Origin of the sequence: Chlamydiifrater volucris (assembly GCF_902806995.1) — a bacterium.
GTDB classification, from domain to species: domain Bacteria; phylum Chlamydiota; class Chlamydiia; order Chlamydiales; family Chlamydiaceae; genus Chlamydiifrater; species Chlamydiifrater volucris.
The window spans coordinates 797,930-824,027 of sequence record NZ_LR777654.1 but is presented as its reverse complement, the minus strand read 5'-3'; the positions used below and the strand labels follow the sequence as shown (position 1 = coordinate 824,027).

The window sequence follows — 26,098 nt, the reverse complement described above, 5'->3', positions numbered from 1 at the left end:
TGGGTTTGTAGCAGACCTTGAAGGAAGGTTTCCGTTTGTTAAGGTATAGAAGTTCATGACAATCATAGACAAACACATTGCGGAAAATAGAACGTTTAGACTGGTTTACTTAGGATGTCGTGTTAACCAGTATGAGGTGCAAGCTTACCGGGATCAGCTGACGGTATTAGGATACAGAGAGGTAAAAGATGGTGAAGAACCTGCAGACGTTTGCATTGTTAACACTTGTGCTGTTACGGGGTCCGCAGAAAGCTCCAGTAGACACGCGATAAGGCAGCTCATACGAAGAAACCCGGAAGCAAGGGTATTCGTCACAGGTTGCTTTGCTGATGCTGATAAAGAGTTTTTTCGTAGCCTCGGAGAGGCTTGCATTTTAGTTCCCAATAAAGAGAAACATCTTCTTGTAGAAAAAATTGTTCCATACGCGGAAGAATTGCCGGAGTTTGCCGTCAAACGATTCGAGGATCGTTCAAGGGTGTTTATCAAAGTGCAAGATGGATGCAATTCTTTTTGTTCCTACTGCATTATTCCTTACCTAAGGGGGAGATCTACTTCTCGGTCACTACCATCTATTGTAAAAGAAATCAGAGGAGTGGTTGAGCAAGGATATAAGGAGATTGTTATAACAGGCATCAATGTAGGGGATTACAGGGATCAGGATAAATCGCTAGCGGATTTGATTCGTACTGTTGATGCTATAGAAGGTGTTGAGAGAATTCGTATTTCTTCCATAGATCCAGAGGATGTCAACGAGGATCTTCGTGATGCAGTCTTATCTGGGAGAGCAACGTGCCCCTCATTACATCTGGTGCTGCAATCTGGTTCCAATGCTATCCTGAAACGCATGAATCGCAAATACAACCGTCAGGATTACTTGGACTGTGTAGAGTCTTTGAGGGTTCGAAATCCCGAATTTTCCTTCACTACAGACGTTATAGTAGGGTTCCCGGGGGAAACAGAAGGCGATTTTTTAGATACTGTCAAAGTGATCGAAACCGTTGGTTTCGTCAAAGTCCATATATTCCCTTTTAGTGCTCGGCGGCGTACAAAAGCTTACGAATTTTCTGGAGCATTGTCGCCAGAGGTTATAGGGGAGCGTAAGCGTCAATTATCAGAGTTGGCAGAGAGAGTAGCGTATTCTTCAAGGGCCCGAAGAATAGGTAAGGAAACTTCTGTGCTTGTCGAAAGTATTCATAACGGTCAAGCGTTTGGACATTCAGAATTTTTCGAAAGTGTTTGGTTCCCTCACGAAGGACAAACTTTAGTAAATGATGTGGTGGATGTCATGATAGAAGAAAATAGCTTGAACGGATTATTGGGGAGAAGGAAGGCGTAAATGATTTCTATATTCCGTTGTTTGCGTCCTTACTCTCTGGTTCCAGGCGATCCTTTGACCATTCCAGGTTCTTCCCTGTATGCAACAGTTTTTCCGACGCTTGTGCGCGTTTTTAATGCTAATAGGGAGATGATTTTTGAAGAGCCTATCCCTACCCAACGACCATTGAAGCATTTTGGTGTTTTCCAAGATTTGCATCGAGGTGTTTTGAAGGTTGTTACCGATCAATACAAGTATTACTTGCTTCCCAGTGGAGAAAAGGTCATGTCGCTAAGGACTTACAAAGATGATCTCCGTTTTCATGGGACATTATTATCTTTGGGAATGCACAAGCAGTTAGATTTGTCTAGGGTGCGGCGGCGAGGGGATCTCAAAGAGATCTTGCCAGTGCTTTTTCGGCACGGCGTGTTGTTTAGTCGTCATAGGAAAGAGCATCCTCTCATCAAAGATTTTACAAATGAAGGGGTATTCGTTTTACTTAAAGGGATTTACCAACAGATAGCTTCCAAGCAACACGATGTCGTGGGTCAGTCTTTAAGGGATCTATGTTTTGCAGGATTTTCAGAGACATTTTTGCCCAGGTTGTATGACGACAGTTTCTTGGGGATTATCCCTAGTCCGTCAGACGTGAGCCAACTTGCTGCTCCGATTCCTTTCCAACTATATCAGGAGCTATTTCATCTGGTGTTGGCTATGCTCGTCCGCAAGGAGGGGGATGTAATCACAGTATTACCGTCGTTGTTGCCTGATTTCCCATGTGGTCGCTGCCTGGAAATCATCTTGCCAGGAATAGGATTATGTCACCTAGAGTGGACAAAGAAAAAAATTCGTCGCATGGAAATTCAGTGTAAAGAAGAATTTCTTCAAAAGGACATAGCCCTGGTGTTTCCCTCAGATATTCGTCAGTACAGACTCATGGAGATCCCCTGGCAAGGGGAATCCCTACGCGCTTCAAAAATGATCCGAAGGGAGCTTAAGAAGAAGAAAATAATGAAGGCTGGCGAAACGTTGGCATTAAAATCAGGAAATACGTATCTGTTGGATTGTTTTTATCAGTAAGCGTGTCTAGCAGAGTTTAGGGATGGTAGAAAGAATCTTACAGTCCCGGGAAGTGGAGAAGTTGTGTAAGGGAGAGAGTGACTCTCCTCACAGTGTTTTGGGCTTGCAATCGTTATCTAAGAAAGGCTCTAAGGATGCTGTCATAGTCCTTTTTCGCCCGGGAGCGGAAAAGGTTTCTCTGCAGATCTTTGAAGAAGTTGTTGAAGCAACTTCTTTTCAAGAAGCTCCAGGATTTTTTTTCTACAAGTTGCCAGAAAAGCTTACGCAAGCTGCATCTTCTCTAGGAAGCTTTGACTACAAAATTTATCACGAAAGTGGATTATTGGCGCATGACCCCTATGCGTTCCCTAGTCTTTGGAGTCGTCTAGATGAGGAGTTTTTCATGCTAGGTAAGCATGAAGAAATTTACCTTAGGATGGGAGCCGTAGTTAGAGAGTTCATGGGAGTTAAGGGGGTGTCTTTTACTGTATGGGCACCCAATGCCATTAGCGTTTCTGTGGTTGGCGATTTCAATATGTGGAACGGTTTTGTTAATCCCATGAGGAAAGTCGAAGGATCCTCAGGCGTTTGGGAGTTATTTATTCCAGGGACTGGTGAAGGAACACGCTACAAATGGGAAATAGTAACCTCTTCAGGAGAGCGAATACGAAAGAGCGATCCTTATGGTAAAAGTTTCGATTACCCTCCAGAATTCGCTTCTGTCGTTATTGGCGAGGAGATTTTTACTTGGACGGATGATTCATGGATGGAACGGCGTATTCAAGCAGGTGATCGAAGACACCTTCCCATCAATATCTATGAGGTGCATCTGGGATCATGGCGATGGGAAAATGATCGTCCCATGTCTTACCAAAAGTTAGCAGAACAGTTGGCTGCGTACTGCCAACAATTTCATTACACACATGTGGAATTATTACCTGTCACTGAACATCCTCTAGTAGAATCTTGGGGATACCAGGTGGGAGGTTACTACGCACCTACAAGACGGTTTGGCTCTCCTAATGATTTTCGATATTTTGTTAACTATTTACATAGTCAGGGGATAGGAGTCATATTAGATTGGGTCCCAGCACATTTTCCTACAGATGATTTTATTTTTTCTAACTTTGACGGGACACCTCTTTACGAAAGTGTTTGGCATAGGGATTATTTGCATCCCCACTGGGGTACTTATACTTTCGATTATAATAAAAATCCGGTAGTGAATTTCCTTTTAGGAAGCGCCTTATTCTGGTTGAAGGAGATGCATATCGACGGTATCCGCTTCGATGCTGTAGCTTCTATGCTGTACTTGGATTACGGACGGGAAAACGGGGAATGGACTCCTAACAAGGATGGGGGAAGGGAAAACATAGAGGCCAAAGAATTTATTCAGCTAGTGAACGCTGTTATTCATGAAAAATTTCCTGGCGTAATCACCTTTGCTGAAGAATCTACTTCATTTCCTAAGGTTACGTTTCCTGTTGAAGATGGTGGGTTGGGATTTGATTATAAATGGAATATGGGTTGGATGAATGATACTTTCCACTATTTTCGTACCCATTCTGATCAACGATCTTCCCATCATCAATGCCTTACTTTTGGTCTTATGTATGCTTTTAATGAAAATTTTGTCTTACCTTTTTCCCATGATGAGGTGGTTCACGAGAAGGGTAGTTTGATAGGGAAGATGCCTGGAGACCGAAAACAGAAGTTTGCACAACTTAGGTTGCTGTTGTCTTATCAAATGTGTCAGCCGGGAAAAAAGTTATCGTTTATGGGCACTGAACTAGCTGCATTTGATGAGTGGAGTCCTAACAGAGGTTTACAAGAGTATTTGTTGGAAGATGTTGATCATAAGACATTTAACGATTTTGTCAAGGCGCTGAATTTCTTCTATCTTGGTCATCCTCCGCTTTGGGAGAAAGACTGTAAGCAGGAAGGGTTTGATTGGGTAGATTTTAGCGATACTACAAACAGTGTTATTGCGTATACACGCTCTGGTTATCGATCTCGTTCTTACCGCGAAGGCTACCTTAGGTATGAGGAGTTGGAGACACGTCTAAGTGGGATGGGAGAGGATCAGTACAAGTTGCTGTGCGTGCATCACTTTGGTGTTCAAAGTCTTTCGAAGTATTTTTTATCCTGTGCTTCTTCGAACGTGGAGTTAGTATTTAACTCGAATGCTAAGAGTTTTGGTGGCGATGGCTCGGGGTGGTGTCTGCATAGTTCTCTGTATCGTGATTCCAAAAATCTAGGGATAGGGGTATTTTTGGATATCCCTCCGCTAACTACTTTAATTATAAAGGTGGCTTCTTAGTTTATTTTATTTAATTTTGCTTTTGTTTGTTGAAAATAATAATTTATGAATTGTTATTATTGTGTGGTAATAATAACAATTTATTTTTTCATGACAATTTCTGGCGTTCAGGGTCCTTTTGCTGATAATGGAGATTTCGATATTACAGGATCTGAAGGAGTAGAACCTTCAGATGTTGATCTTTCCGATCTACAAAATATCCTCGATCGTCAAGAAGAAATATCTGATAATCAACCAGTAATCATGAATAGTCACTCTATGGCACTTATAGCGGGTGTGACCGTTATGGCCATAGCTATCACAGTGGCTGTTGTAGCTTTGACTGTACTAACAGCAGGAATTCCTCAAAGTATAATTCTTGGAATAGCTTTATCGACCTTAGTAATAGGGAGTATGACAACCATCCAAAATGGGATGGGAATCATCCACAGTAAGGTCAAGGAAAAATGCCAAGAAGATGAGAAGTGGCGCATAGCGGCTCATGGTCTTTCTTTAGGAGCGGGACTTACAAGTATAGGATTTGCAATGAAATTTGGTGGATCCTTCATTCCGGGATACGGAAGTGTTGTGGGTAATGTAGGATCAACGGCGTTTACTATGGGAAGTAACTCTGCTTTTAATAGTTTATGCTACCTCTTGTATATGCGTTTGGCAGCTTCGGAAAAGGTTCTTAAAGCAGAACCTCTTACAGAAGAAGAACGTATGCAGGAAAATAGAAAGTTTGCAATTTTGGCAATGTCTGTACTTTCTGTAGGCGTTGGTTGTGTGTTGCTAGGGATATCTTTGGCTGTAGTAGGTACTGTAGTGCTTTCGGGGGTTCCGGCAACTTTAGCATTAGTTTTTGCTCCTCCATTGCTCTCTATAGGGGTTGGGCTATCTCTTCGATCTCTGCTTCGAGGAGAACTTAGCAAGTGGAAAGAGTATCTCAAACAGTCTTCCTACGATTTGTTGGAAGCTGAAGCATTAGCAAATGGTTCCGAAGAAGGAAGTATTTTCAACAAAGCAGATACGTTTCTGGATATGTCCCAACAAAATGTGTCTGCGTACCTTCCCAAAGGAAGGCGAACTTCAGAAAGTTCTGCATCGGAAACATCCTCGGAAAATGGGACCAATAGTTTATCTTCGATAGAAAGTGTGGACCCTTCTTCTGAACCCCTGTTATCAAGGAAAGAGAAGGTAGCGTTGGCATTAGGATCTCTCCTTCTCATCACCTCATTAACGCTTCTTCTAGTGAGTGGGGTGGGGGGGCTCGCTGCCTATCAGATTCTTATTATGTCCGTAGTGGGTTCATCAATCCTAGGGACAGCTTTCAGTACGGTATTCTCAGGTTTGTTCACTGTTGCTGGTAAATTGAAAAATAGAAATAGGTCGGGAAGATTCCTAAGGGAGCAAGCAAGAGAAAAGATTCGAGCAATCACAGGAAGAAAGAAAGGGTACTATAAAGTCAACAGCTTAGATGTTGATAAAATGGTCGCTAGTGATATCAATCAAACCAATAAAGAAAAAGTCATCAATGTACTTCTTGTGGGTGGTATAACCTTCCTGCTTGGAGTAAGCATCGCTCTTCTTGGACTCATTCCAGGGGTAGGTGCTTTCTCAGCAGCATTAATATCTATAGCAGGACCTTTCCTTATCACTGGAGGTCTCATGCTTATCAAGCGTTTGATAGATTGGCTTAATCATCAGTTGTATACGTATAGAAAAAGAGCTAAGGAACGCAAAGAAAGGATACGTGTAGCGACAGCGGCTCTTGGAGTAGAGCCTATGGATGTGTATGTAGATGTTTCTGCTTCTCAATGGGTAGAGGATTTTCAAAGGGGAGGCTCTAAGCATCGTTTCCCAGAACTTTCCTTAAGGACATTTGATTTAGGTCCTATAGGGTTTGGTTCGGTAGGATGGGCTCCTTTTGGAGTAGGAAGTTTTAGAGGGACCCTACTTTCCAATGATGGGGATTCGGAAGAGGAGTAATTGGGGAAGTTATGGAATTAGATCGATCAGCTTTTCGTTCGCCGGTGCCTACTCCGCATACTTACTCTGTGGACGATAGTCATAGTTTGGTAAAGCACACAACATCTTGGCAAAAGGCTGTGGTGCTTATAGCGTTGTCGCTTCTTATCACAGGCGTTGTATGTCTGATATTATCAAGTACTTTGGCAATAGCGCCTGCGGGTTTGACTGCTTTAGCTATCATAGGCCAACGATGTTTTGAACTAGGTGCTTATGGGTTGTTGGTTACAGGGGTATCGCTAGCAATATGCAAAGCATTTTCTAGACAATCGAAGCAGAGGAAAGAGCTTTCCCAGCAGCCTATTTTGAAAAGAAAGATTACGTTGGTCCCTGATAACAAAGAGACTGTTAATAAGGAGGATGTTTCTCCTGAGGTTGCTAAACAAGTTAAGCGTCTTTTAAATGAAAATTAAAATATTTAATTTAAAATTAATTTGTTTATAAAATTTTTTTATAAAAATTAGTTTTATTTTTAGAAAGTTTTTGTAGGTGGAATATGACTAGCGGAGTATCAGGTAGCGGGGGAACTGGTGGAATTCCTCCTTTTCAGTCTCCTGGATCTAAAAAACCCAGCAGAAAAGGTGGTCTTGGGGATCATGAAATCTCTGATTCCGAAAGTGTATCATCTTCCTCATCTTCATCGAGTTCTAGATCCGGAGGCATTAAAGAGGCAGTAGGCGGAGCCGCTCGTAAGGCTATCGGTGCAGCCAAAAAAGCCGGAGGCAATTTTGCTAGAGGTGTCAAAAGTTTAGGTGCTCGTATCAAAACAGGTTTGGGTAGATCTGCTTCCGAAGGAGATATCCATGGTCATGGATCCTCGGAAGCTTCAGAAGGAGCCGGAGTCTCTAGGTCTTTCTCCGAAGGGGATATCCCAGGAGTTGCTTCCGGAGATAGGGGTCATAGAGCTCGTGTAGCAGAAAAACTCAGAAGGCTAAAAGAAAAAGTAAGCGCTACAGGTAAAACCATCTATCTAGGATTCTCTGGGAAAAAAGAGAAAGCACAAGCTTCTAAAACAACCTGGTACGTGGATCTGGGAGCCGGATCAGCTTCGCCAAAAGGAGCTTCCAGAGGCTATGATCCTGTCAAGTTGCCAGAGAGGGTAGTAGAGGATCTTAGAGCTTTCTTTCAAACTGGTGGGCTTAGGTCTTCTTCTTCCTCCTCCTCTTCTTCCACAGAGGACTTAAGTGATAGCTTAATGGAGCAAGCTGAAGCGTTGATGGAACTTGGCGGTGGATCGGGATTAGAAGTTTCTGAGGGACCTAGGGGCGAGAGAGTGGTTTACGCTCAGTTAGCCATCGACGCTGGCAAGAAAGCGGCAAAAACTTCATCAAAGACAGAAAAAGAGTGGAAAAGCGGCAGGAGTAGGTTAGAAAAGGTTGCTAAGGATGCTCGAAAAGCTATTGATAAGTTTGATAAGGGACTAAAAAAACTTACTAGAGATTTAGCAAGGATTTTCTCAAAGGGAGGAGAAGGGGCTTTAGGACCCCAGGAGGATTTCGTTGTCCGTTATGACGCAAAAACCAAAACGGTAACTTTGGAAAAAGCCAGTGTTGGAGAAGAAGTTGAGTACGCCGAAATCATCTTCAAGGACAAAGAGACAGCTTCTAAAATTTCAGGTCCAATAACAGCAAAAGTAGTAACCTCAAAACCAGGTCTGGGGTCTTATGTGGAAGAACGTCTTACCACAGCCGTTAGGGGGCGTGCTACCCCGCTCACTTCGAAAGATTCTCTTGGTAAGCTCACTACTGCTACGGTCTCTATGCAAGCTGTAGTTTCTACTCAGAAGAAAGTATTAGAAGCAACAGAGCATACTCTTGAAGCCCTAGGTCAAAGGGGAGCCCCTAGAACTGAGCGTCAAGCCAAAAGGGAGATGGACGCTCAGGATAAAGTCATGAGTGAACTTGAAAAGCAAACGAAAGAGATGCTAAGTCGCGTTCAAGGAAGAAATTGGAAACAGTTTGATAGAGGTATGAAAAAATCTTAGTCAAAAGTGTTTCAAAAAAAGTACTTTTTGGAAGTACAGGAGAGCACCAGAAGAATCCTTCTGGTGTTTTTTTTTTAGAAAATTCTACCCAGAGTGACCGAAGCTCTATGCATACATACGGATTTGCGACCCTCGAAGCTATACCCTGCAGTGCATTCGAAGTGATTACTAATCTTCGTTGCGCCTTGGGCGTCTAGACGAAAAGCATTTTTGGGTAAATGAGCCCCATCAACCCTATATTCCCTACCGTTTTCTAACAGCATTAAGCGGGTGTGAGGGTTATCTCTGTAAATATCAGGTTTGTACATGAATGATGTACGGATGTGGGTAGCATTTTTCCCTACATGCAAGTGTGCTTGATACGCAATCCCTACGGGAAGGGAAATGACAAATCCTTTACCCCTTTGGAAAGCTCTAGCAGGAGCTCCTCGTTCTATGAAGGAGGATTGACGAACGCCAGAAAGCTCGGGACCAAAGAAAAAGGCGATTTCCCTTAAACCTGAAGAGGGAGTGATGGCATCAAAATGCTTTGGAGGAAGACAGTTAGTGAATCGAATGCGTAAGATAGCCCCTCGGTTATCCCATTTTCCTTCAGAAGTTTTCATTGCTGTGAAGACAGAGTTTTCTGGATAGTCTGTTTTTAAAGTGTTTTCTACAAATCCATATCCCAAAACGAAGGAGGCTACAGTTTCCAGTTCCCTGAACAAGAAAGGTATAGGAGCAGCCGCATAGAAAGTGCCCAAGAAGGCGTTTTCTGTGCTCTTAGACGGATACAACTTACTTCTTGTTTTTCCAAAGATTTGTCCTAAAGCGACTCCCGATGAGAACCCATTGTAACTGGAGCCGAAGCAGACACCGTAGCCTCCTCCTTCAAATCGGAAACCATCACGCTCGCTATCTTTCTCTGTTTTTCCCACCAGGAAAGAACCTATCCCTTCAGCAACGAGTCTTTTACCTTCGTAAGCTTCGAAAGGGCTTTCATAGGCGGTGGTAGCAAAAGCATCCACAGCCGATAATGTACTCCATAAGGTGTTGGCTACGATCTCTCCCCTTCGATTGTAGGGGAGGAAGAATGTGCCGTCAGGAGTCCACTGTGCTTGGATAGTTTTAGTAGTGCCGGTTCTTTCTCCATTTGTTGCTTCGGATATAGTCCAAGTGCCGTGGTAGCCGTAGTCAGTGCCGGACCGGATTTGAGTTTCCGGCATAGCACTTATTGTAAGATTTTCTCCTGAGGCTGTAAGAATTGTGACTTTATGAGACTTATTCCAATCTTTGTTGTAATAATTAGATCCTTCGGTGTCGACGACCCTTACTCCACTTACAGAAAGTGTTCTTGGAGAAACCAGAAGAGTAGTACTCGATGGATGACTTCCACCTGCCACTGTAGAGGGCGCTTCTTCAGAATTTGTAGCTTCCAAAGTAGCGGGTCTATCCGAGACCGATCCTGGTACTATTGTGTTTGAGGGGTCTTCACTAGGTTTCGTCGTTGGTAAAGGCGTAGGGGAGAGTTCCAAGGTTGAAGCAGTATGTTCTGCAGGGGTAGGAATCTCTTTTTCAGCCTCCAAAGTAGTAAGGGTATGAGTAGATCCAGCTGCGTTAGATGCTGTTACTTCTATTGTTGCTGGGGTAGAATCTTCTCTGGGGAAGGTTGATAGATCTATGAAAACTTTGGTTAAAGTAGGTTCAGAAGCCGTTTTAAGTGTGGACCCAGAGCCCAGAACTAGGTGACCGCCAGATTGGGTAAAAGAGGACACTTCTAGAGAGGCTCCTTCAGTAATTTCTAAGATCCCTCCAGCCAGCGTCACTGCTGCATTGATTTTGGATTGAGCATCTTTCGAATTGGCCAGAGAAATATTCTTAGTTTGTTTCTCTGCAGGTGTAGAGCTTTTGGGAGCAAACTTTCCTGAAAACAAGATTTTCCCAGAAGTTCCATCATTAAGGACTAGCGCAGAATCTGTGCTTGAAAAAGTAGATACAGCGGAGGGTTGAGAAACAACTTCGGTTATCGGATCATAGAAAGCAATGGTATGTCCTGCATTGGCAGAAAGTTGTTTTATGGAAGTGGAGGCTCCGACAGCTATAGCGTTTCTAGTGCCCGCTGCTCCGATATTGCCCATAAAGATGATATCACCGGAATTAGCAAAAAGAGACAAGGAAGAACCCGGTAATTTTATGCCATTAGAAGTTGTTCCCGTACCTGTTGTTCCATTTGATGTTAAGGAATCAACAAGAATGGCTCCACCGTCTCCAGAGGCAATGTTATTGGAGAAAACAACATTGCTAGTAGCTTCTATAGAAACAATTTCAGCTCTAATTGCTCCACCTTTTTTTGCAGATGTATTATCTGCAAATAACATAGTACCGGTGTTCCCTGAAGCTTGGAAAGTTTTTGCGTAAATAGCACCACCGTCTCCTGTGGCTGTATTTTTGGTGAAGATTATGGATCCACCATTATTTTGAAAAGCAGCTAGTCCGCTGGGAAGGGAGATAGCTCCTCCAGATCCCAAATAATTTGATTCGGATGCAGCTCCTGTACAAGAGTTTCGTAGAAATTGTATGGAGCCTTCGTTAGAGGTGAAGAAAGCTGAACCTCCAAAGATGGCCCCACCAGAGGATGAAGCTTTATTGCCCTCAAAGGAGACAGAACCAGGATTGTTACTGATTAAAGTAACACCATTAGTGGTGAGTGTCTCCGGAGGTTGTGGGCTAGTTTTTTCTTCGATTCGTAAAGCCCCTCCGTAATCTGAGGAGTTTTCTCCAAAGTACACTGTGTCAGAAGTGTTTGTTATGGAAATACTTTCTTTAGCTTTGACTATGCCTCCAGCAGGTGTTGGAGAAGCCTCTTCTTCGGCGGCAGATTCTACAGCCTCTTCCTCCTCCTCTTTAGGCGTGGACGGAAGAGCTACTGTAGTGTTTTTGGATACGACGATGTTTTTGTTGTTATTCCAATTGATACTTCCCGCACTGATGACTCCCTCTGTGGAGAAAGTAGTGTTATTTAAGAAGGAGAAAGTATGCAAACCACTTAAGGTCATTGAAGATGAAGTGTTGGATGGTGATTGTCGTTGTTTCTTATCTTCTGGGCTAGAGAAAGTGCCTGCCAGAACCAAAGGGATACCTCTTTGAGGGCCTTGGCAACCGCTTATGAATAGTGATCGGTTTTTGCCATCAATAGAAAAGTTTTCTGTAGATCCTAGAAGGGCTGTCGTACTTAAGGAGGCGTCAAAGTTTACAATGCTAGTATTCTCTGATAAAAAGAAAGTCCCGTTTCCTGTTACGTAGAGAGGCAGTTTTTGCTCGGAAAGAGGCAAAGGATCTCCAAAAGCTTGGAAACTGCATAACATTCCCAAAGCGTATACGGAAGATAATCTTTTTATGGAGATAGGCATCATTTAATACCGTTCCTTAGTTTAAAAGCTAATTTTAGTTCCTGCATACACGTTGTGTGAGCGAGAAGAACTTCGTAATTCAAAGGCGTAATTGGCCATAACCCACCATCTTGGAGAAAGTCGGGTCTTTGAATCTGCTTGTACCATCAATGCATGTTTAGACAAGTTGGAAACATTTACTGACCAAGTGTGATTGTTGGCCAGTAGAGTGGCCGTTCCAGAAGGATTTTTTCTATATATGTCGGCAACGTAAGATATAGAGACGTCCAACTCAGAGACTTCTTCTCCTTCTTCAATGCATTTAGTTCTTCGTAACGCTGTAACTCCCGGAATCACAGAAACATTGTAAAGAGGTTCTAGAGTGTATTTTCTACCTTCAGTTCCGCTTTCCGTGGTAGATCCTCCTCTTGCGTAAGTAACATCCGTTTTCAAAAATGGTGAAAATAATAAATGTTTAGAGGCAAGGACAGCAAAATCTTTAAGTTCTGCAGAAGCCCCCAGAGATAAATTTCTCCAACTTCCTTTAAGTTCTCCAAAGACAGGAGATTTTGTAACAAGTCGGTTGTCAGTTCTTCCGTAACTTCCTGTAATTGAAAGGACAGGCTGGGAACGGTTAGATAAGTAGGCGCGGTGCTGGAGATTCATTGCAGCTACAGAAGCTAACTCTTTGTTGTCAGAGATCAGATAATCCTTGGATTTTCCGAAAAGTTGTCCCCATCCGAAGGTGACTATGGATCCATTCATAGCTTTTATACTTAGCCCTGCGGCATAACCCCCAGCCAAGTGTCGGAAGCTCTTTTGATCTTTTCTGGAATCTTGGTGGAAAAACACTCCCAACCCCGATGCCCAGGTCCTATGTCCAAAGCCATCGTCTACTAAATCGAACCTTCCAGCACTAGAGCTGGTTGTTATCGCCCTTCGAACGGCCCGGGAATCTAAATGAGAATCCCATAAACTAGATACTGATAGGTAGGGTGTCCTTTCTGGACTGGGAATGTATCCTGTGTAATTCCATTTGGCCTTTATAGGGGTGCTAGCTCTTTCGTTTTCTCCTGTAGAAATGGACCATGTTCCTTGGTATCCATAGGGGGAGGAGATTGCTCCTTCGAATTTTGTTATATTTCTTTGGTTTGGTGCCAATGATTCGGGATTAATATTAAGTACCGTAAAGTCGTGATTAGAGGAAAGACTATGATTCTCGTATAGAGAGCCTTTAGGATCCAGAATGGTAATTGCAGTGGGGAGAGAGATCGATTGTTCTCTGGCTAAAGGTTGTTCACACTTTAGGGTTGCTCCTGAGGAACTTTCAGAGATTCCATCAAAATTAATGCTTAAGTCTTGCAGTGTAATGCAACCATTAGTTGTATCTGTTGCAATTATCTGACTTGTTAAATCCATCACAAGATGGCTTCCAGAAGTTTGAGTAAACTTATTTACCTTAAGAATGGCTCCCTGTTCTAAGATTAATATTCCTTTATTTAGCGTAACGTCCTGTTCTATGATGGAAGTTAGATTATTCACATTGGCTTTTTCTTCTTCAGACAATCCTTTTCCAGAAAATACGATGGTTCCTGAATAATCTGGAGCAGGAGCCTCTTCTGTAAGGGCACGAACAGTTGGAATTTCTTCTGAATTTTTAGTGATAACATTTTGTGGATGAACACTTACATCTTCTTCAGTGAGATCAGTTTCAGTGTTGGGAGCGATTGATAGAATTTTGCAATGAGAACCGGACAAAGGATGAGAAACAGGAGATATCTGAAGAGCTTTAGGTGTTTTGAGGTTAGCTTTCTCGACTTCCTCTTCTGAAACGGGGTCTGCGTTGATAACAAGGGAGGAGTTAGAAGAATGGGTTTTCTCCGAGAGAACTTGAAGAGTAGGCAAAACTGTAACAGCTTGGAGTCCGCCGTTCGCTTTCTTCACAACAATGGGATCATAAAAGCATATAGCATTGCCAGCTAACGCTCTCAAATTAAACGTGGACCCAGCATCCAAATATATGGCGTTTCTGCAGTGTTTAGAATTTTCTTGATTATCAAGAGTAAGCTGAGTTTCTGAAACAACCTTTGGGGTAGAGCTTGTATTTCCAAAAAAGATAATGTTTCCTTTGTCTGCCGATAAGGTTAAAGTTCCTTGATTATCAACATAGATAGCGCCACCTTGATTTGCGGTATTATTAAGAAAGAAAATGGGTCCATTATCCGTGAAAGAGAGAGTTTTTGCAGAAATAGCTCCTCCGTTTCCAGAAGCAATATTTCTTTGAAAAACAATGGATCCATTTTTTGAGAAAGAAACGGATTTAGTGGGAGGGGAGACATCCAATTGTTTTACCGCTTCAGAAAGAATACTGTTCTCTTTAAAACAAACAGCCCCACCATTCCCTTCTGACATAGTAGAGGAGGAGGCTATATTGCCGGAAAAAATAATATCCCTGTTTCCAGAAAATGATAAGGAATCCTGCGTGTAGATGGCACCTCCACTAGAGGCTCTGTTGTTAACAAAGGTAATAGGTCCTAGATTGTTTTCAAAAGAGAAAGGCCCTTTCTCTACGTAGATAGCGCCTCCTTTTCCGTGAGCTATATTTTGGGAAAAATTTATACTTGAGGAGTTTGCGCCGAACAGTCCTGGAGAAGGGGTTTCTTCTTCGGATTCCTGTTGAGCTTCTTCTGCAGGTGATTCTTTTGTAACTCCAAAAGCTATAGCTCCTCCGTTTCCTGCCTGCGTGGAATTGGGGGATGAAGTGGTTGATGGAGTAGGGGCGGCTGCGGCAACTTTAGAAGTGGCAAACTTAAGGGTATCCCTATTCGTAACTTCGTTAGTTATGCTAGTAGAGAGGGAGGCTGATCTAGAAGCTAACGACTCACTTCCTGCTCCATTTGCCCCGTCAGTTGATCCAGAGGGAGGAGGAGTTATTCCTGTAGAGACGTTTCCCTCAAAAGAAATTGTTCCAGTATTTGCAGTTACGTTGAGTTTGGCTGTGGCGGAGATAGCTCCTCCACTTCCGGGTGAAATATTTTCTTTAAAAATAATGTCACCGTTTCCCTGAAAAGTTAAATCTTCAACATGGATTATGGAAGCGGGATCTTCTGTGTCCGTGGTGCTTGCCATAGTAACAGCTGGCTCAGCAGGAGTTGTTGCACTTTTTAGGGTTACTTGGTTGTTGATGAATCCGAGAGACGAGAATCCAGAGAATGTGGTTTTTTTTGACGAAGACTGATCAGCTTGGGTTGCAACAGGTATTACAGCTGCCACGGCTCCAATTGCATTATCTGAGGGCGCTTCGGTATAAGGATTTTTAACAGCGAGACCTGCCGTAGGTCCCATATTATTTGAAAACAATAAAGAAAAACCATTTCCTTCAAAAGTTAAATCTCCTTGTTTGTTGGTAAACACAGGCACGGGCTTTGCTAGCAAGTTTCCGTTGAAATCTGATAAACGTATTCCTTTAGTTAGAGAGTAGATGGCTCCGTTTTCTGTTGTTTGGAAAGGAAATTTTTCTGGATCAGATCCTCCAAATTTGCTTTCGGAGAGGAGAGTGGTTGTTGGTGAAGAATCTGCAGCGTCTGAATGTTCTTCTAAAACAGCTTTCCCTTCTACACCGTTCTTAGTTTCAGTAGGTGTTTTTATCTCTGAATGTTGATTTTCAAGAGGTTCATTTTCTTTTACATCAGAACCATTAGCAAAAGCGCTTAGGTAAGCAGCCAGGGTCGCTGAAAACAACATCCTACTGAAAGGTAATCTCATTTCTTGATCGAAAGGTTAAGTATCTGATTAAGGGTATACATAGAGGAAGTTCAAAAATAAAGCAATCGTATCAACTATTTTTTTGAATCCAAGGAATCTTTTTTGTTTTCTCGAGGGAGAAAGAAGGAAAGAAAAGGGAAAGCTTGCGTAACTTTCCCAGAAAAGGCGAAGAAAAAAGGTTAGTCTTTTTTATCGTGGTGGTGTGCGCTGCAAGAGCCTTTATGGTGTGATTTGCAGCAAGAACGCCCCATATAAAACAGGGAGATCGCTCCAGCAACTCCGATGATAATGTAAGCGAGGCGCAAAGATCCTGAGGCTCCAAACAGTGTTGTCATAAGGTCGTATTTGTTATTGGTAATTCCAATCAAACCCATATTTAAGGCCGAAAGGATCACAATGAGAGACGATAGCCCTCGGAATAGCTTGCCTAACATTGGCGTATCTCCTTAATTTTATGCAAAAGCAATTGTCTTTTACTTTTTCATGTATTTTATTGGAGATTTTTTTTCAAAAAACTTCTAGCTTTTTTGTTTGTTGTCACATTGACTTTTTTGTTTGAGATGAATTAATCTCGCTGTCTAATTCTTTGGTTTTCCGTTCTCTAGGGTTGGAGTTCCTAAGAGGGTTTTGTGTTGATTTTTTTTTATCATTAGTTCTGTAATTCGAAATTTTTGCCTTAGTAATGAGAAATGTTTTTGAAACCTCTGGTGTCAGGAGATCTTGAGTATGAGCGATAAGCCCCTAAATGAACAAGATATTCGGGATATAGCAAAAGGCGCGTCCTTGAAGATAAAAGACGAGGATATCAGTGGTTTTGTGGAGTCTCTGAACAAGGTGGTAGCTCTTATTGAGGAGTCTTTTCAGGTGGACACGAGTGATGTGGCCGGATTCATTGGTAGAGCTTCCGTAGGGCCCGAAGATTTAAGGGAAGATATTGTTGAAGACGAGCACTTTCGAGAAGGGTTTTTAGAAAACGTTCCAGATAGTGTGGGTGGTTTAGTAAAAGTCCCTTCGGTAATCAAGTAATTGATCCATAAATCAGTCAGTAAGTGTGAACGAGGAAGTGTGGCATGTACAGAAAAACTGCTATTGAGTTGAAAGAGAGTTTTTTGCGGGGGGAAGTTTCTGCAGTGGAAATCACGAAATACTTCCTTGATCGGACCCATAAGTTTGAGGATCAAGTACGAGCTTTCATAACCTTTTGTAGAGGTAGAGCGTTAGAGAAGGCTGCAGAATTGGATGAAAGAAGAGCTCGCGGAGAACCTTTAGGTAAGATGGCAGGTATCCTTGTAGGGATCAAGGATAATATTCATGTCAAAGGGTTGCATACTACTTGCGCTTCGTGGATGTTAGAGGATTATATGGCGCCTTTTTCAGCAACAGTTGTAGAGTCCCTTGAAAAAGAGGACGCGATCATCGTGGGAAAGCTGAACATGGATGAGTTTGCTATGGGATCTTCTACAGCATACTCGTATTTTTACCCCACTAGAAATCCGTGGGATTTAGAGAGAGTGCCCGGGGGATCCTCAGGGGGATCGGCGGCAGCAGTAGCGGCGCGGTTTTGTCCAATAGCCTTAGGGTCAGATACCGGAGGGTCCATCCGTCAACCAGCTTCTTTTTGTGGGGTTGTGGGCTTTAATCCTTCCTACGGAGTAGTCTCTCGTTATGGGTTAGTAGCTTTTGCTTCTTCTTTAGATAGGATAGGACCTTTGGGGAACACCGTTGAAGATGTTGCTTTGACTATGGATGTTATCGCAGGGAAAGATGACAAAGATTCCACTTCTGGGGATATTTTTTCTGATGGTAAGTCTTTTTCAGATGCGGTCAAGTATTTGGAAGTTCCTAAGTTGATAGGAGTTCCTATGTCTTTTCTTCAAGATTTGTCAGATGATTCCAAAGAAAACTTTTATGCAGCCCTAGAAGTTTTTACTAAAGAAGGAGCTCGTATTGTAGAGGTAGATTTAGACATACTGAAAAATGCTGTCTCTGTTTACTACGTGGTGGCTTCTGCAGAGGCAGCTACTAATCTGGCTCGTTTTGATGGTGTGCGTTACGGTTACCGCTACAGATCCGCAGAGACCCTGAAGGATATGATGGAAAATTCTAGGATAGAGGGGTTTGGAGAAGAAGTTGTTCGGAGGATTTTGTTAGGTAATTACGTGTTATCTTCTTCCAAAAAAGAGGAGTATTACGGCAGAGCAGAAGCTATTAGAGAAAAGATATGCCGGGCTTTTCGCAGCGCTTTTGAAATTTGTGATTTCATCGCGACCCCTGTATGTGCTGGACCGGCGTTTAAACTTGGGGAAGTTTTGGATCCAGTATCTTTGTACTTGCAAGATGTTTACACTGTGGCTGTTAATCTAGCATACCTGCCAGCAATATCTGTTCCTTCTGGGTTGTCTTCTCAAGAGAAGTTGCCTCTAGGGTTGCAGTTAATAGGGGCTATTGGATCAGACAAGGATTTGTGTCGAGCTGCCTACACTTTTCAGGAGCTTTCGAAAATAAAAAACCGTTGTGCCGAGTATTTTTCTGTGGTTTAGGATGGGTATGCTGATGGATAAAGAGTATGATAATTGGGAATCTGTAATTGGATTGGAAGTACACGTAGAGCTGAATACATTATCAAAACTTTTCAGTTCAGCAAGAAATCGTTTTGGAGACGAGCCAAACACGAATATTTCTCCCGTATGCACAGGTCTTCCCGGCACGCTTCCCGTGTTGAATAAAGCAGCAGTAGAGAAGGCGGTCCTTTTTGGTTGCGCTGTTGAGGGACAGGTATCGATGGAAAGTCGGTTTGATAGAAAGTCCTATTTTTACCCCGATTCTCCGAGAAACTTCCAGATTACTCAGTATGAATATCCTATTGTAAGGGGAGGGCATGTCCGTGCTTTAGTGAATGGGGAAGAGAAAGTTTTTGAATTAGCAGAAACGCACCTTGAGGACGATGCAGGAACTCTAAAGCATTTTGGAAGTTTTGCAGGAGTGGACTACAACCGAGCAGGTGTGCCCCTGATAGAGATAGTTTCAAAACCATGTATTTTTTCTGGTGAAGAGGCAGTCGCTTACGCAACATCCTTGGTATCTCTGATAGACTATCTGGGTATTTCCGACTGCAATATGGAAGAAGGGTCTGTCCGTTTTGATGTGAACATTTCTGTAAGACCTAAGGGTAGCAGTGAGTTGCGCAATAAGGTTGAGATCAAAAATATGAATTCATTTGCTTTTATGGCTCAAGCTTTGGAAGTTGAGAAACGTCGGCAAGTATCAGCATATCTTACTCAGCCGGGAGAAGATCCCAAGAAAGTGGTTTTACAATCCACTTACCGCTGGGATCCTGAAAAAAAAGAAACTGTTTTAATGCGGTCCAAAGAGACGGCAGCGGATTATAAATACTTTCCTGAGCCTGATTTGCCCGTATTAAAGTTAACAGAAGCTTTTATTGAGAATATTCGTAAAACTCTGCCAGAACTTCCTTATGACAAGTATCTGAGGTATTTGTCAGAGTACGCTTTAGCAGAAGAAACGGCAGGGATTCTAGTAGGCGATAAGAAGGTTGCAGCTTTCTTTGAGCAAGCTGTTGTGGGTTGCAAAAACCCTAGGTCTTTATCTAACTGGATTACAGTAGAGTTTGCGGGTAGGTATAAAAATGCAGAGAGTTCCCTTATAAAGTCTGGGATAACGCCACAGTCCGTTATGGACCTTGTCAATAAGATAGAGGAAGGTACTTTGACAGGGAAAATTGCCAAAGAAATTGCAGACATGATGGTAGCATCTCCAGAGAAAAGTCCTGAGGATATTCTCAAGGAGAATCCTTCGCTGCTTCCTATGACGGATGAATCAGCTATTAAGGAGATAGTGGTTAAGGTCGTCAGAGACAACCCTGAGTCTGTTCAAGATTACAAGAATGGTAAGACAAAAGCTTTAGGTTTTCTTGTAGGAAAAATCATGAAAGAGACCCAAGGAAAAGCTCCACCAGCTAAGGTTAACCAGCTGCTCTTGGCGGAGATAGGTCAGTAAGACACAGCTTCTTGCAAGAAGCCCAAGTCATCCTTTTCGATCGGGAAGAGCCAAGAAAGCCACCCACAGTTTCTTTGCATCAAATTAGAAAGGTTTTGACGCAGGAAGAACTTTAGGTGAATTCCACGGACACTAGATGCAGAAGCACTCCTTCAAGCAAGGAAGAGGCGAAGGGCGAAAGGCCCTACTTCTTCACTAGCCAAAGGAATAAAGCCAAAGCAGTAGAATGGATTAGGAGTAGCAACCAAACGAAACGGTCGGCCCTCCTAAACTTGCCGAGGAAATATTTCTTGGGTTTCCTTTTTTTCTTAGAGTCAGGATCTAACAATTTACTATCGAACAAAGTCGTCCTCTATAAACATTACTTTCATTGTAAACAATATCCAGAAACCTTGGTAATAAAAAAAGCTTTTCTAACATTTATTTCTGATTGTCAAGGAAGTTTTTGACGAAAAATTAGAAAATAAGGCTGCTACCCAGCTTTAAGGAGTTGGAAATATTTCTTGTGGAGAAGTTGCCTTTGTAATCGACATAGGAAGTAAGTCCTGGAAGTAACTTGATTTGGAAAGAGGAAGCAACTTCAGCGGAGCATCGGGCTAGGCTTGTTCCACGGATGGGTATAGGGAAAGCATTTTGGATGATCATCATTGTGGTTTTGGGATTTACCCTATAAGGGTCTACAGAAAAGGCCGCAGAGACCCTTAAGGCTACAGGGAAAATATTCCACTGGGAAATAGATTCTGAGGATATACCTGGAGATATAGAAAGGTTGTAAAGGGTGGAAGGTAGGTATTGTCTAAGCCTTGCTGGAGGAGGGATCATAAGTTTTTGTACAAAGCTATGTACGGGGACAAGAATCTGTCTAGTTATTACGTCTTTAGTAAGCTCTACTTCTTGACAGCCAGGGTTTTTGGATAGAGAGAAACTAGCTTTAATAAAAGGGGAAGCAGATCTTAGTAATGGAGATAATCCATGTCCTGTGAGAGGCTTAGAAAGAAGAAGTTCGGCCAAGAAGTTTCTCGAATGAAAAGAGAGTCTTCGTCCAAAGAAATCTTCGGAGAAGGAAGCATAGATATTGTTTCTTCCGTAAGCATAAGATAAGGAAAGAGCGGAATGTACTTCTCCGACAGGAGTTTTAAATGTAGATCCCCTAGAGCAGATATTCCCTAAGTAATAAGAAGAATTAACCTCTTCATTGAACTTCTGATTAAAAGCTTGTCCATCTAGCTTCCCAAAGCGGATCTCTAAAGAGGAGAAGGCATCCCCTAAGAAACATCCTAGAGAGTATCCATTTCCTGTAAAGTGCAGATTCTCATCACCTCGCGAGGGTCTAATGTTCAAAGAGGAGATGAGAGCATCCACAGAAAGTCCAGCAAGACCGTGTTTGAAAGGAGAATTTTTTTCTGGGAGCAACGGGGAAGAAATAGCTTTAGCTGCGGCGACACCCATCCATGCAGTGTTTAGGAAAGTTGGAGTTTTGAAATATGGAGCACAATTGTACCCTGTGGGAGTCCAGGTGGCGTAGAGGGTTGCTGGTAAGGTTGTTGGCTGGGGGGCATCTCCCCTATTGTCCCACTCGAAGGTCAGATTTCCCGAGTAACCAGTGGGGGGGGTTATATGTAAATAGGTTTTTTTTAAGGTAAAACCATTTGTCCCGTCTGGAGGGTTATTAGGAGCTGAAATTTCTAGAATAGGAATTTTTAGAGAGCTTCCGATAACAAAACTGTTATAAAAGGCAAAATAATTTGGTGTTTTAAAATCTATCTCTCCGGAAAAGTAAACGCCGTCGTTAATTCTAGCGTTAGTTTGAATTAAAACAGGAGTCGAATTTTGAGAGGAAATTTGATCAAAGGAATCTAGATCAATCAACACGTTGTTTATTTTTGTAAAGCCTTCAATTTGAATTTTTCCGTTGGCCCCGATCGAAAGCACACCAGCGTCCTGAGAGAAAATACGACATATTAAGACAGTGTTTTTATCTATCGCCAAGGAGCCGTTCTTTAGATACACTCGGGTTGGTAGTCTTGTTGTTCTGCTTTTATCGTATTTCTCCGAGTTTTGTTTTAGAAAATTTGGTATTTGGCTTGCAGAAAAAAAGATTGTACCAGAATACTCCCCCCCGGTTTCTGAGTGATCAACGCCGGAGTTTTGTGCTCCATTAATGAGTATATCATGCTCTTCAGAGCCAACTATTTCAGCATCGTAAACTATAGGATCGTAAAAATTGATAGAATACCCCTCGCTGGCACATAAGTGTCTTAGTTTTCCCGTGTTGCTTTGGTTGTTCCCTTTCAATTGGAGGGAGCAACATTGTAAGGGTTGGTAAGAAGAATCAGTTTTTATGTTTTGTAAGAAAGTAATATCTCCTTCGTTGGCAAATAAAGATAACAGAAGTTCTCTGTTACTGTTAAGACATACAGCAGGTCCGATTGGACTGATGTTTCTAGAAAATATGAGACTCTTATTCCCTTTTATAGTAAAGGAATGATCACTCCCTGTGTTAGATTTATGTAAGTGGATGGCTCCACCACTGGTCGAAGCCCTATTGTTATCAAAGATGACAAGTCCATTATTTTGAAAATCTAGTTTGTTATAACAGGTGAAAGCTCCTCCATATACTCCGAAATTATTTCTGAATAAAACATCTTGATTATTAGCAATCATTACTTGTGGAATTTGGTTGCTGATATTGATACAAGCAATAGCTCCCCCCTCGCCCATGGAATAATTATTTTCGAAGAGAACAGACTGGTTGCCTACTAGGGAGATGTTATTTCCGGAGATAGACCCTCTTTGTTTATTTTGATTGTTTTTAAAAATCACAGAGCCATTATCTTGAATAGTCAATTGTCCTGGAGAGTTATTGGAACCGAAAGCTCGTATTATTCCGGGTTGCCAATAATTGCCTGAGGAAAAAGAGTTAGAGTTAGTAAAATCAACAACAATGTTGTTAATGATAGAAACATTTTTGGCGTTTAAGAAAGAAGCCTGGACGGATGATCCAGTTGTGTTCATAACTTGGGAAGATGTATCACACTTTATTCGGGAAAAATTCTTCAGTGTTAGATCATTTGCGCTGTTTATAAAACAAGGGGGCACATTATTAGAACTTTCTACACAAACTTCAGATAAGCAAAAGCAATAACCGTTTCCATCGATCGTTAAGTTGCTTGAGTTGTTGATGACCCCTTCTATAGAAGATTCATTTTTGGGAGATTTGTAAAGTTTATCAGAATCAAAAATGTCACAACAAAACTGTAAATTTCCAGCTGTTGCATAATTGATCAAGTCACCTATAGAGCCTACTGGCTGAATTAAGGGACTGTCATTTGATTCAATGGGAGGAGAAGAAGGGGTTGAAGCTAATAAAGGATGATCAAGCGAGCCTATCAAGAAGAGAATAAGGAATTTATTTTTCATTAACATACAATAGAATTCTTCAAAAAATAGTTTGGATTCCGAGATTGGCAGACTGCAAGAAGGAGGAATAGATGTAGTGCAGAGAGTAAGAAGTGTTGATTTTTACGAAATCTTTGAAATTAATCTCCTGAGAAATACTGCATTTTGCAGAATTTCTCGGGATGCCTGAATCGGAAGTTTCCCATACGGCCTTGGGTAGACAGGGTAGAGATCCCTCGAGGATAAGCCTCCTTCTATAAGCCAAGGGTATGTAAGAGAAAGAAACTTCAGTTTGAGCAAACCTTCCCAAGAACCGAAAAGGTAGGTTAAGTCTAGTACCTATGGGTAGAAATAGATAAATTGCTGAGTGTTTTTTCTTTAGATTTCTATCATGAAGGGTGATCTCAGTGTTTCTGAATTTAGAAAAGTCAGAAAAAAACGCCTGAATGGAGCAAAAAGGGGAATTTTGTGCTAGAATATGTGTTCCAAGAAATTTTCGGGGAACGGGATTTAAGAAGAAATCCCATCGATTGGAGAATATATAAGAACGGAATGTTGCTGAGGAAATGTTGATGCTTTGGTCTTCATCTTGGCTCAAGAAGACGCCATCCTTTTTGAGCATCTTGTAGTAGGGAAGAGCTTCTTCGGGTAGGTCAATGATTTTATATTCATTGTTTTTGAAGATATTATTGCCTTTGGATATTGATAAAGCGCCTCGTATTTCTACTACGAAGGATCTTTTCGGATAAAAACTAGAGAAGACAGCAGCTGACAGGAGAGGAGAGCTTATTTGATGTTCGAAATCTTTATGATCGGTATGACAAGAAATCTTCGATACAGCTACTCCCAACTGATTATTGAGGAAGGAGAATGCTGAGGCTGCCGCTGAAAATCCTGAAAATCTATAATGAAAAGGGATTTTTTTTGAAAAAGAGTGTATAGAAGAAATAAAACTTCCCTGAAGGTCGTATTTCCATCTTTTCCTCTTGGAAGAATCTAAAAAATGTAAATCATTTCGATTTTGTTGATGAATAGCATCAAGGAAAGAGCTAACGGCGAATTTCGAAGAAATAAGAGAATTCGCCAGAAGTTTGCCTTCTATTTCTGGATTGGGGAGATATTGCCCGTTAGGGACCCAAGAACCCACGAGATAGATGGACCCTTCTTCTGTAGCATTTTCCCAAGATAATAGCCAAGAGCCTTGGTATCCGTGATGTGCGGGCTGAGTTGTTAAATCTACGCTGGATACATCGATATTGTTGCTGTTCGCACCTCCGGGATTAAGAGCCAAAAATTTTTTTGGGGGGATAATGGCGGACATTTTGGAGTCGTATTCGTAAAGGGAAAGATTTTCATTAGTTAGATAAATGGGGCCGAAAACGGAAATCTTTGCATCGGTATCGGGTTGATCATTATTTTTCCCAATAACAAGGGACGGAATAGCGTTTTCGGGATTATCCGAATGCAGTGCGGAAGATACGTCTACAGCAAGACTGGAAAAATTACAAAATCCGCTCCCAGTAGTATCGTAGTAGGTTCCAGCAGATCCTTTCGATCCAAGAACTAACCATCCTCCTGTTTGAGAAAATTCTCTTGAGGCAAGGGTAGCTCCCTCTTTAACAACCAGAATCCCATCTTCTTGTCGCAGTTTTTGAATCTTGGATATTCCATTAGATTTTTCTCTAAGATTTCCACCTAAAAGAGAGAAAACGATTTTTCCGCTATTTGAAGAAGATTTTTCATTAAAGATTGCAATTTCTGCTAGGTTTTCGGCAGTTATTGGATCGTTAAAGTGGATCTTACACCCCTTTTTTGCGTTGGCGGAAAAAAACTTGGCCCCATTGTCTAGGCTTATGGAATTTCTGGATAAGTTAGAGGTATTATTATGGAAAATAAGATCTCCTTTGTCTGCATTTAACGAAAGTTCGCCTGACGGGCGGATATATAAAGCTCCTCCTTTTGAGGCGCTTATGTTAGATATGAAGAGAGAAAATAAATTTTTTGACATATTTAACTTTTTACTCGCAATCGCGCCTCCATACCTAGAGGTTTGGTTTTTGTAGAATACGACTGAGTTGTTAGCTTCGATCTCTGTAGACCCGTTTAGTTGAACGATGGCTCCTCCTCCAGGATCGTTGTCTCCGGAGACGCTGTTTGCAAAGTTGTTCTCAAAGATCAAGACGTTGTTATTACGCAGGCAGGCTATGCTCGTATTGTTTATACAGCAAAAGCATCCCCCGTTTTTTCCAGAATTGTTGGATGCAACAAGCAAGTCGTTATTAAAAACATCAAGGCTATCGTTAACTCTAGCGCTTCCACCACTTTGGTTGATTATATTGTTTTGGAGGAAAACTTGTTGATTATTGGATAGAGTAAGGTTGTTCGACTGTAGGCAGCCTCCTTTATTGGCGTCTGTTGGAACCTGATTGCAACGTATAGAAACTTCTTTGTTGCCAGAGAAATCAAGATTTTCCGTCCTGATGACGTAGCTCATCCCTCCACTATCTTCGATTTTTATTTCTTTGAAGTTTACAAAAGATATATCGTCCGAAGTATTTTCCTCTGAGACTTGATTAGCCAAATTTAAATAGCTTAAGATAAAGGAGTGATCATTTCCTTGGAACAATACTTTATTTGGAGTCATCATTAGGTGGTAGGGAGATAGAATAGTTTCAACGAAAGAGGAAACCGTAAAATCCCTGTTCATTGTATGGATGGTGACACCGTCTTTTTCCACAGTATCGAAGGCATTCTCTATAAGTGAGGCATTGTCCGGCAAAGCTGACCCTTGGCAAGTAGCAAGGTTTGTAAGTAGAGCCAACGCAACAAGATATAGGGACTGTCTTTTTCGCATGCTTTATGCA

General features: G+C 41.9%; 14 protein-coding genes. 9 read left to right on the top strand and 5 right to left on the bottom strand.

Going from position 1 to position 26,098, the window contains the following annotated elements; genetic code table 11:
* Nucleotides 1-55: 55 nt before the first annotated feature.
* The 6 genes from mtaB to KJA62_RS03340 all read left to right on the top strand — a co-directional run bounded on the left by mtaB (nucleotide 56) and on the right by KJA62_RS03340 (nucleotide 8,685).
* Nucleotides 56-1,336 carry a tRNA (N(6)-L-threonylcarbamoyladenosine(37)-C(2))-methylthiotransferase MtaB gene (mtaB, locus tag KJA62_RS03365; RefSeq protein WP_213318614.1) on the top strand — a complete coding sequence of 427 codons (1,281 nt, stop codon included), beginning with the start codon at nucleotides 56-58 and terminating at the stop codon, nucleotides 1,334-1,336.
* On the top strand, nucleotides 1,337-2,395 hold the full coding sequence (locus tag KJA62_RS03360) for a hypothetical protein (protein WP_213318613.1): 1,059 nt from the start codon (nucleotides 1,337-1,339) through the stop codon (nucleotides 2,393-2,395).
* Between the two features lie 22 nt (nucleotides 2,396-2,417).
* On the top strand, nucleotides 2,418-4,694 hold the full coding sequence (glgB, locus tag KJA62_RS03355; RefSeq protein ID WP_213318612.1) for a 1,4-alpha-glucan branching protein GlgB: 2,277 nt from the start codon (nucleotides 2,418-2,420) through the stop codon (nucleotides 4,692-4,694).
* A gap of 90 nt (nucleotides 4,695-4,784) precedes the next feature.
* Nucleotides 4,785-6,662, top strand: a complete 1,878-nt coding sequence (locus KJA62_RS03350) for a hypothetical protein (RefSeq protein ID WP_213318611.1) — start codon at nucleotides 4,785-4,787, stop codon at nucleotides 6,660-6,662.
* 11 nt (nucleotides 6,663-6,673) lie between these two features.
* Entirely contained in the window at nucleotides 6,674-7,114 is a 441-nt protein-coding gene (locus KJA62_RS03345; RefSeq protein WP_213318610.1) for a hypothetical protein, read from the top strand.
* 83 nt (nucleotides 7,115-7,197) lie between these two features.
* Nucleotides 7,198-8,685 carry a hypothetical protein gene (locus KJA62_RS03340; protein ID WP_213318609.1) on the top strand — a complete coding sequence of 496 codons (1,488 nt, stop codon included), beginning with the start codon at nucleotides 7,198-7,200 and terminating at the stop codon, nucleotides 8,683-8,685.
* Nucleotides 8,686-8,759: 74 nt separating this feature from the next.
* On the opposite strand, the gene KJA62_RS03335 is transcribed toward KJA62_RS03340, so the two are convergent.
* From KJA62_RS03335 to KJA62_RS03325, 3 genes are all read right to left on the bottom strand, one after another.
* Nucleotides 8,760-12,074, bottom strand: coding sequence for a polymorphic outer membrane protein middle domain-containing protein (locus tag KJA62_RS03335; protein WP_213318608.1), 3,315 nt, complete (start codon nucleotides 12,072-12,074; stop codon nucleotides 8,760-8,762).
* 21 nt (nucleotides 12,075-12,095) lie between these two features.
* The gene (locus tag KJA62_RS03330; RefSeq protein ID WP_213318607.1) at nucleotides 12,096-15,818 is read right to left on the bottom strand and encodes a polymorphic outer membrane protein middle domain-containing protein; all 3,723 of its coding nucleotides are present in this window, start codon (nucleotides 15,816-15,818) and stop codon (nucleotides 12,096-12,098) included.
* 179 nt (nucleotides 15,819-15,997) lie between these two features.
* The gene (locus KJA62_RS03325; protein WP_213318606.1) at nucleotides 15,998-16,252 is read right to left on the bottom strand and encodes a DUF378 domain-containing protein; all 255 of its coding nucleotides are present in this window, start codon (nucleotides 16,250-16,252) and stop codon (nucleotides 15,998-16,000) included.
* Nucleotides 16,253-16,544: 292 nt separating this feature from the next.
* Here KJA62_RS03325 and gatC point away from each other — a divergent pair, with 292 nt between their 5' ends.
* Genes gatC through gatB form a run of 3 tightly spaced genes read left to right on the top strand, consistent with a single transcriptional unit; the run spans nucleotide 16,545 to nucleotide 19,835 of the window.
* A complete protein-coding gene (gene gatC, locus KJA62_RS03320) occupies nucleotides 16,545-16,844 on the top strand; it encodes an Asp-tRNA(Asn)/Glu-tRNA(Gln) amidotransferase subunit GatC (protein WP_213318605.1) in 300 nt (99 codons plus the stop codon).
* 44 nt (nucleotides 16,845-16,888) lie between these two features.
* Nucleotides 16,889-18,358, top strand: a complete 1,470-nt coding sequence (gatA, locus tag KJA62_RS03315) for an Asp-tRNA(Asn)/Glu-tRNA(Gln) amidotransferase subunit GatA (RefSeq protein WP_213318604.1) — start codon at nucleotides 16,889-16,891, stop codon at nucleotides 18,356-18,358.
* Nucleotides 18,359-18,371: 13 nt separating this feature from the next.
* Nucleotides 18,372-19,835, top strand: coding sequence for an Asp-tRNA(Asn)/Glu-tRNA(Gln) amidotransferase subunit GatB (gatB, locus tag KJA62_RS03310; protein WP_213318958.1), 1,464 nt, complete (start codon nucleotides 18,372-18,374; stop codon nucleotides 19,833-19,835).
* Between the two features lie 456 nt (nucleotides 19,836-20,291).
* On the opposite strand, the gene KJA62_RS03305 is transcribed toward gatB, so the two are convergent.
* Nucleotides 20,292-23,255 carry a polymorphic outer membrane protein middle domain-containing protein gene (locus KJA62_RS03305; protein ID WP_213318603.1) on the bottom strand — a complete coding sequence of 988 codons (2,964 nt, stop codon included), beginning with the start codon at nucleotides 23,253-23,255 and terminating at the stop codon, nucleotides 20,292-20,294.
* A gap of 19 nt (nucleotides 23,256-23,274) precedes the next feature.
* A complete protein-coding gene (locus tag KJA62_RS03300; RefSeq protein ID WP_213318602.1) occupies nucleotides 23,275-26,088 on the bottom strand; it encodes a polymorphic outer membrane protein middle domain-containing protein in 2,814 nt (937 codons plus the stop codon).
* Nucleotides 26,089-26,098 lie beyond the last annotated feature (10 nt).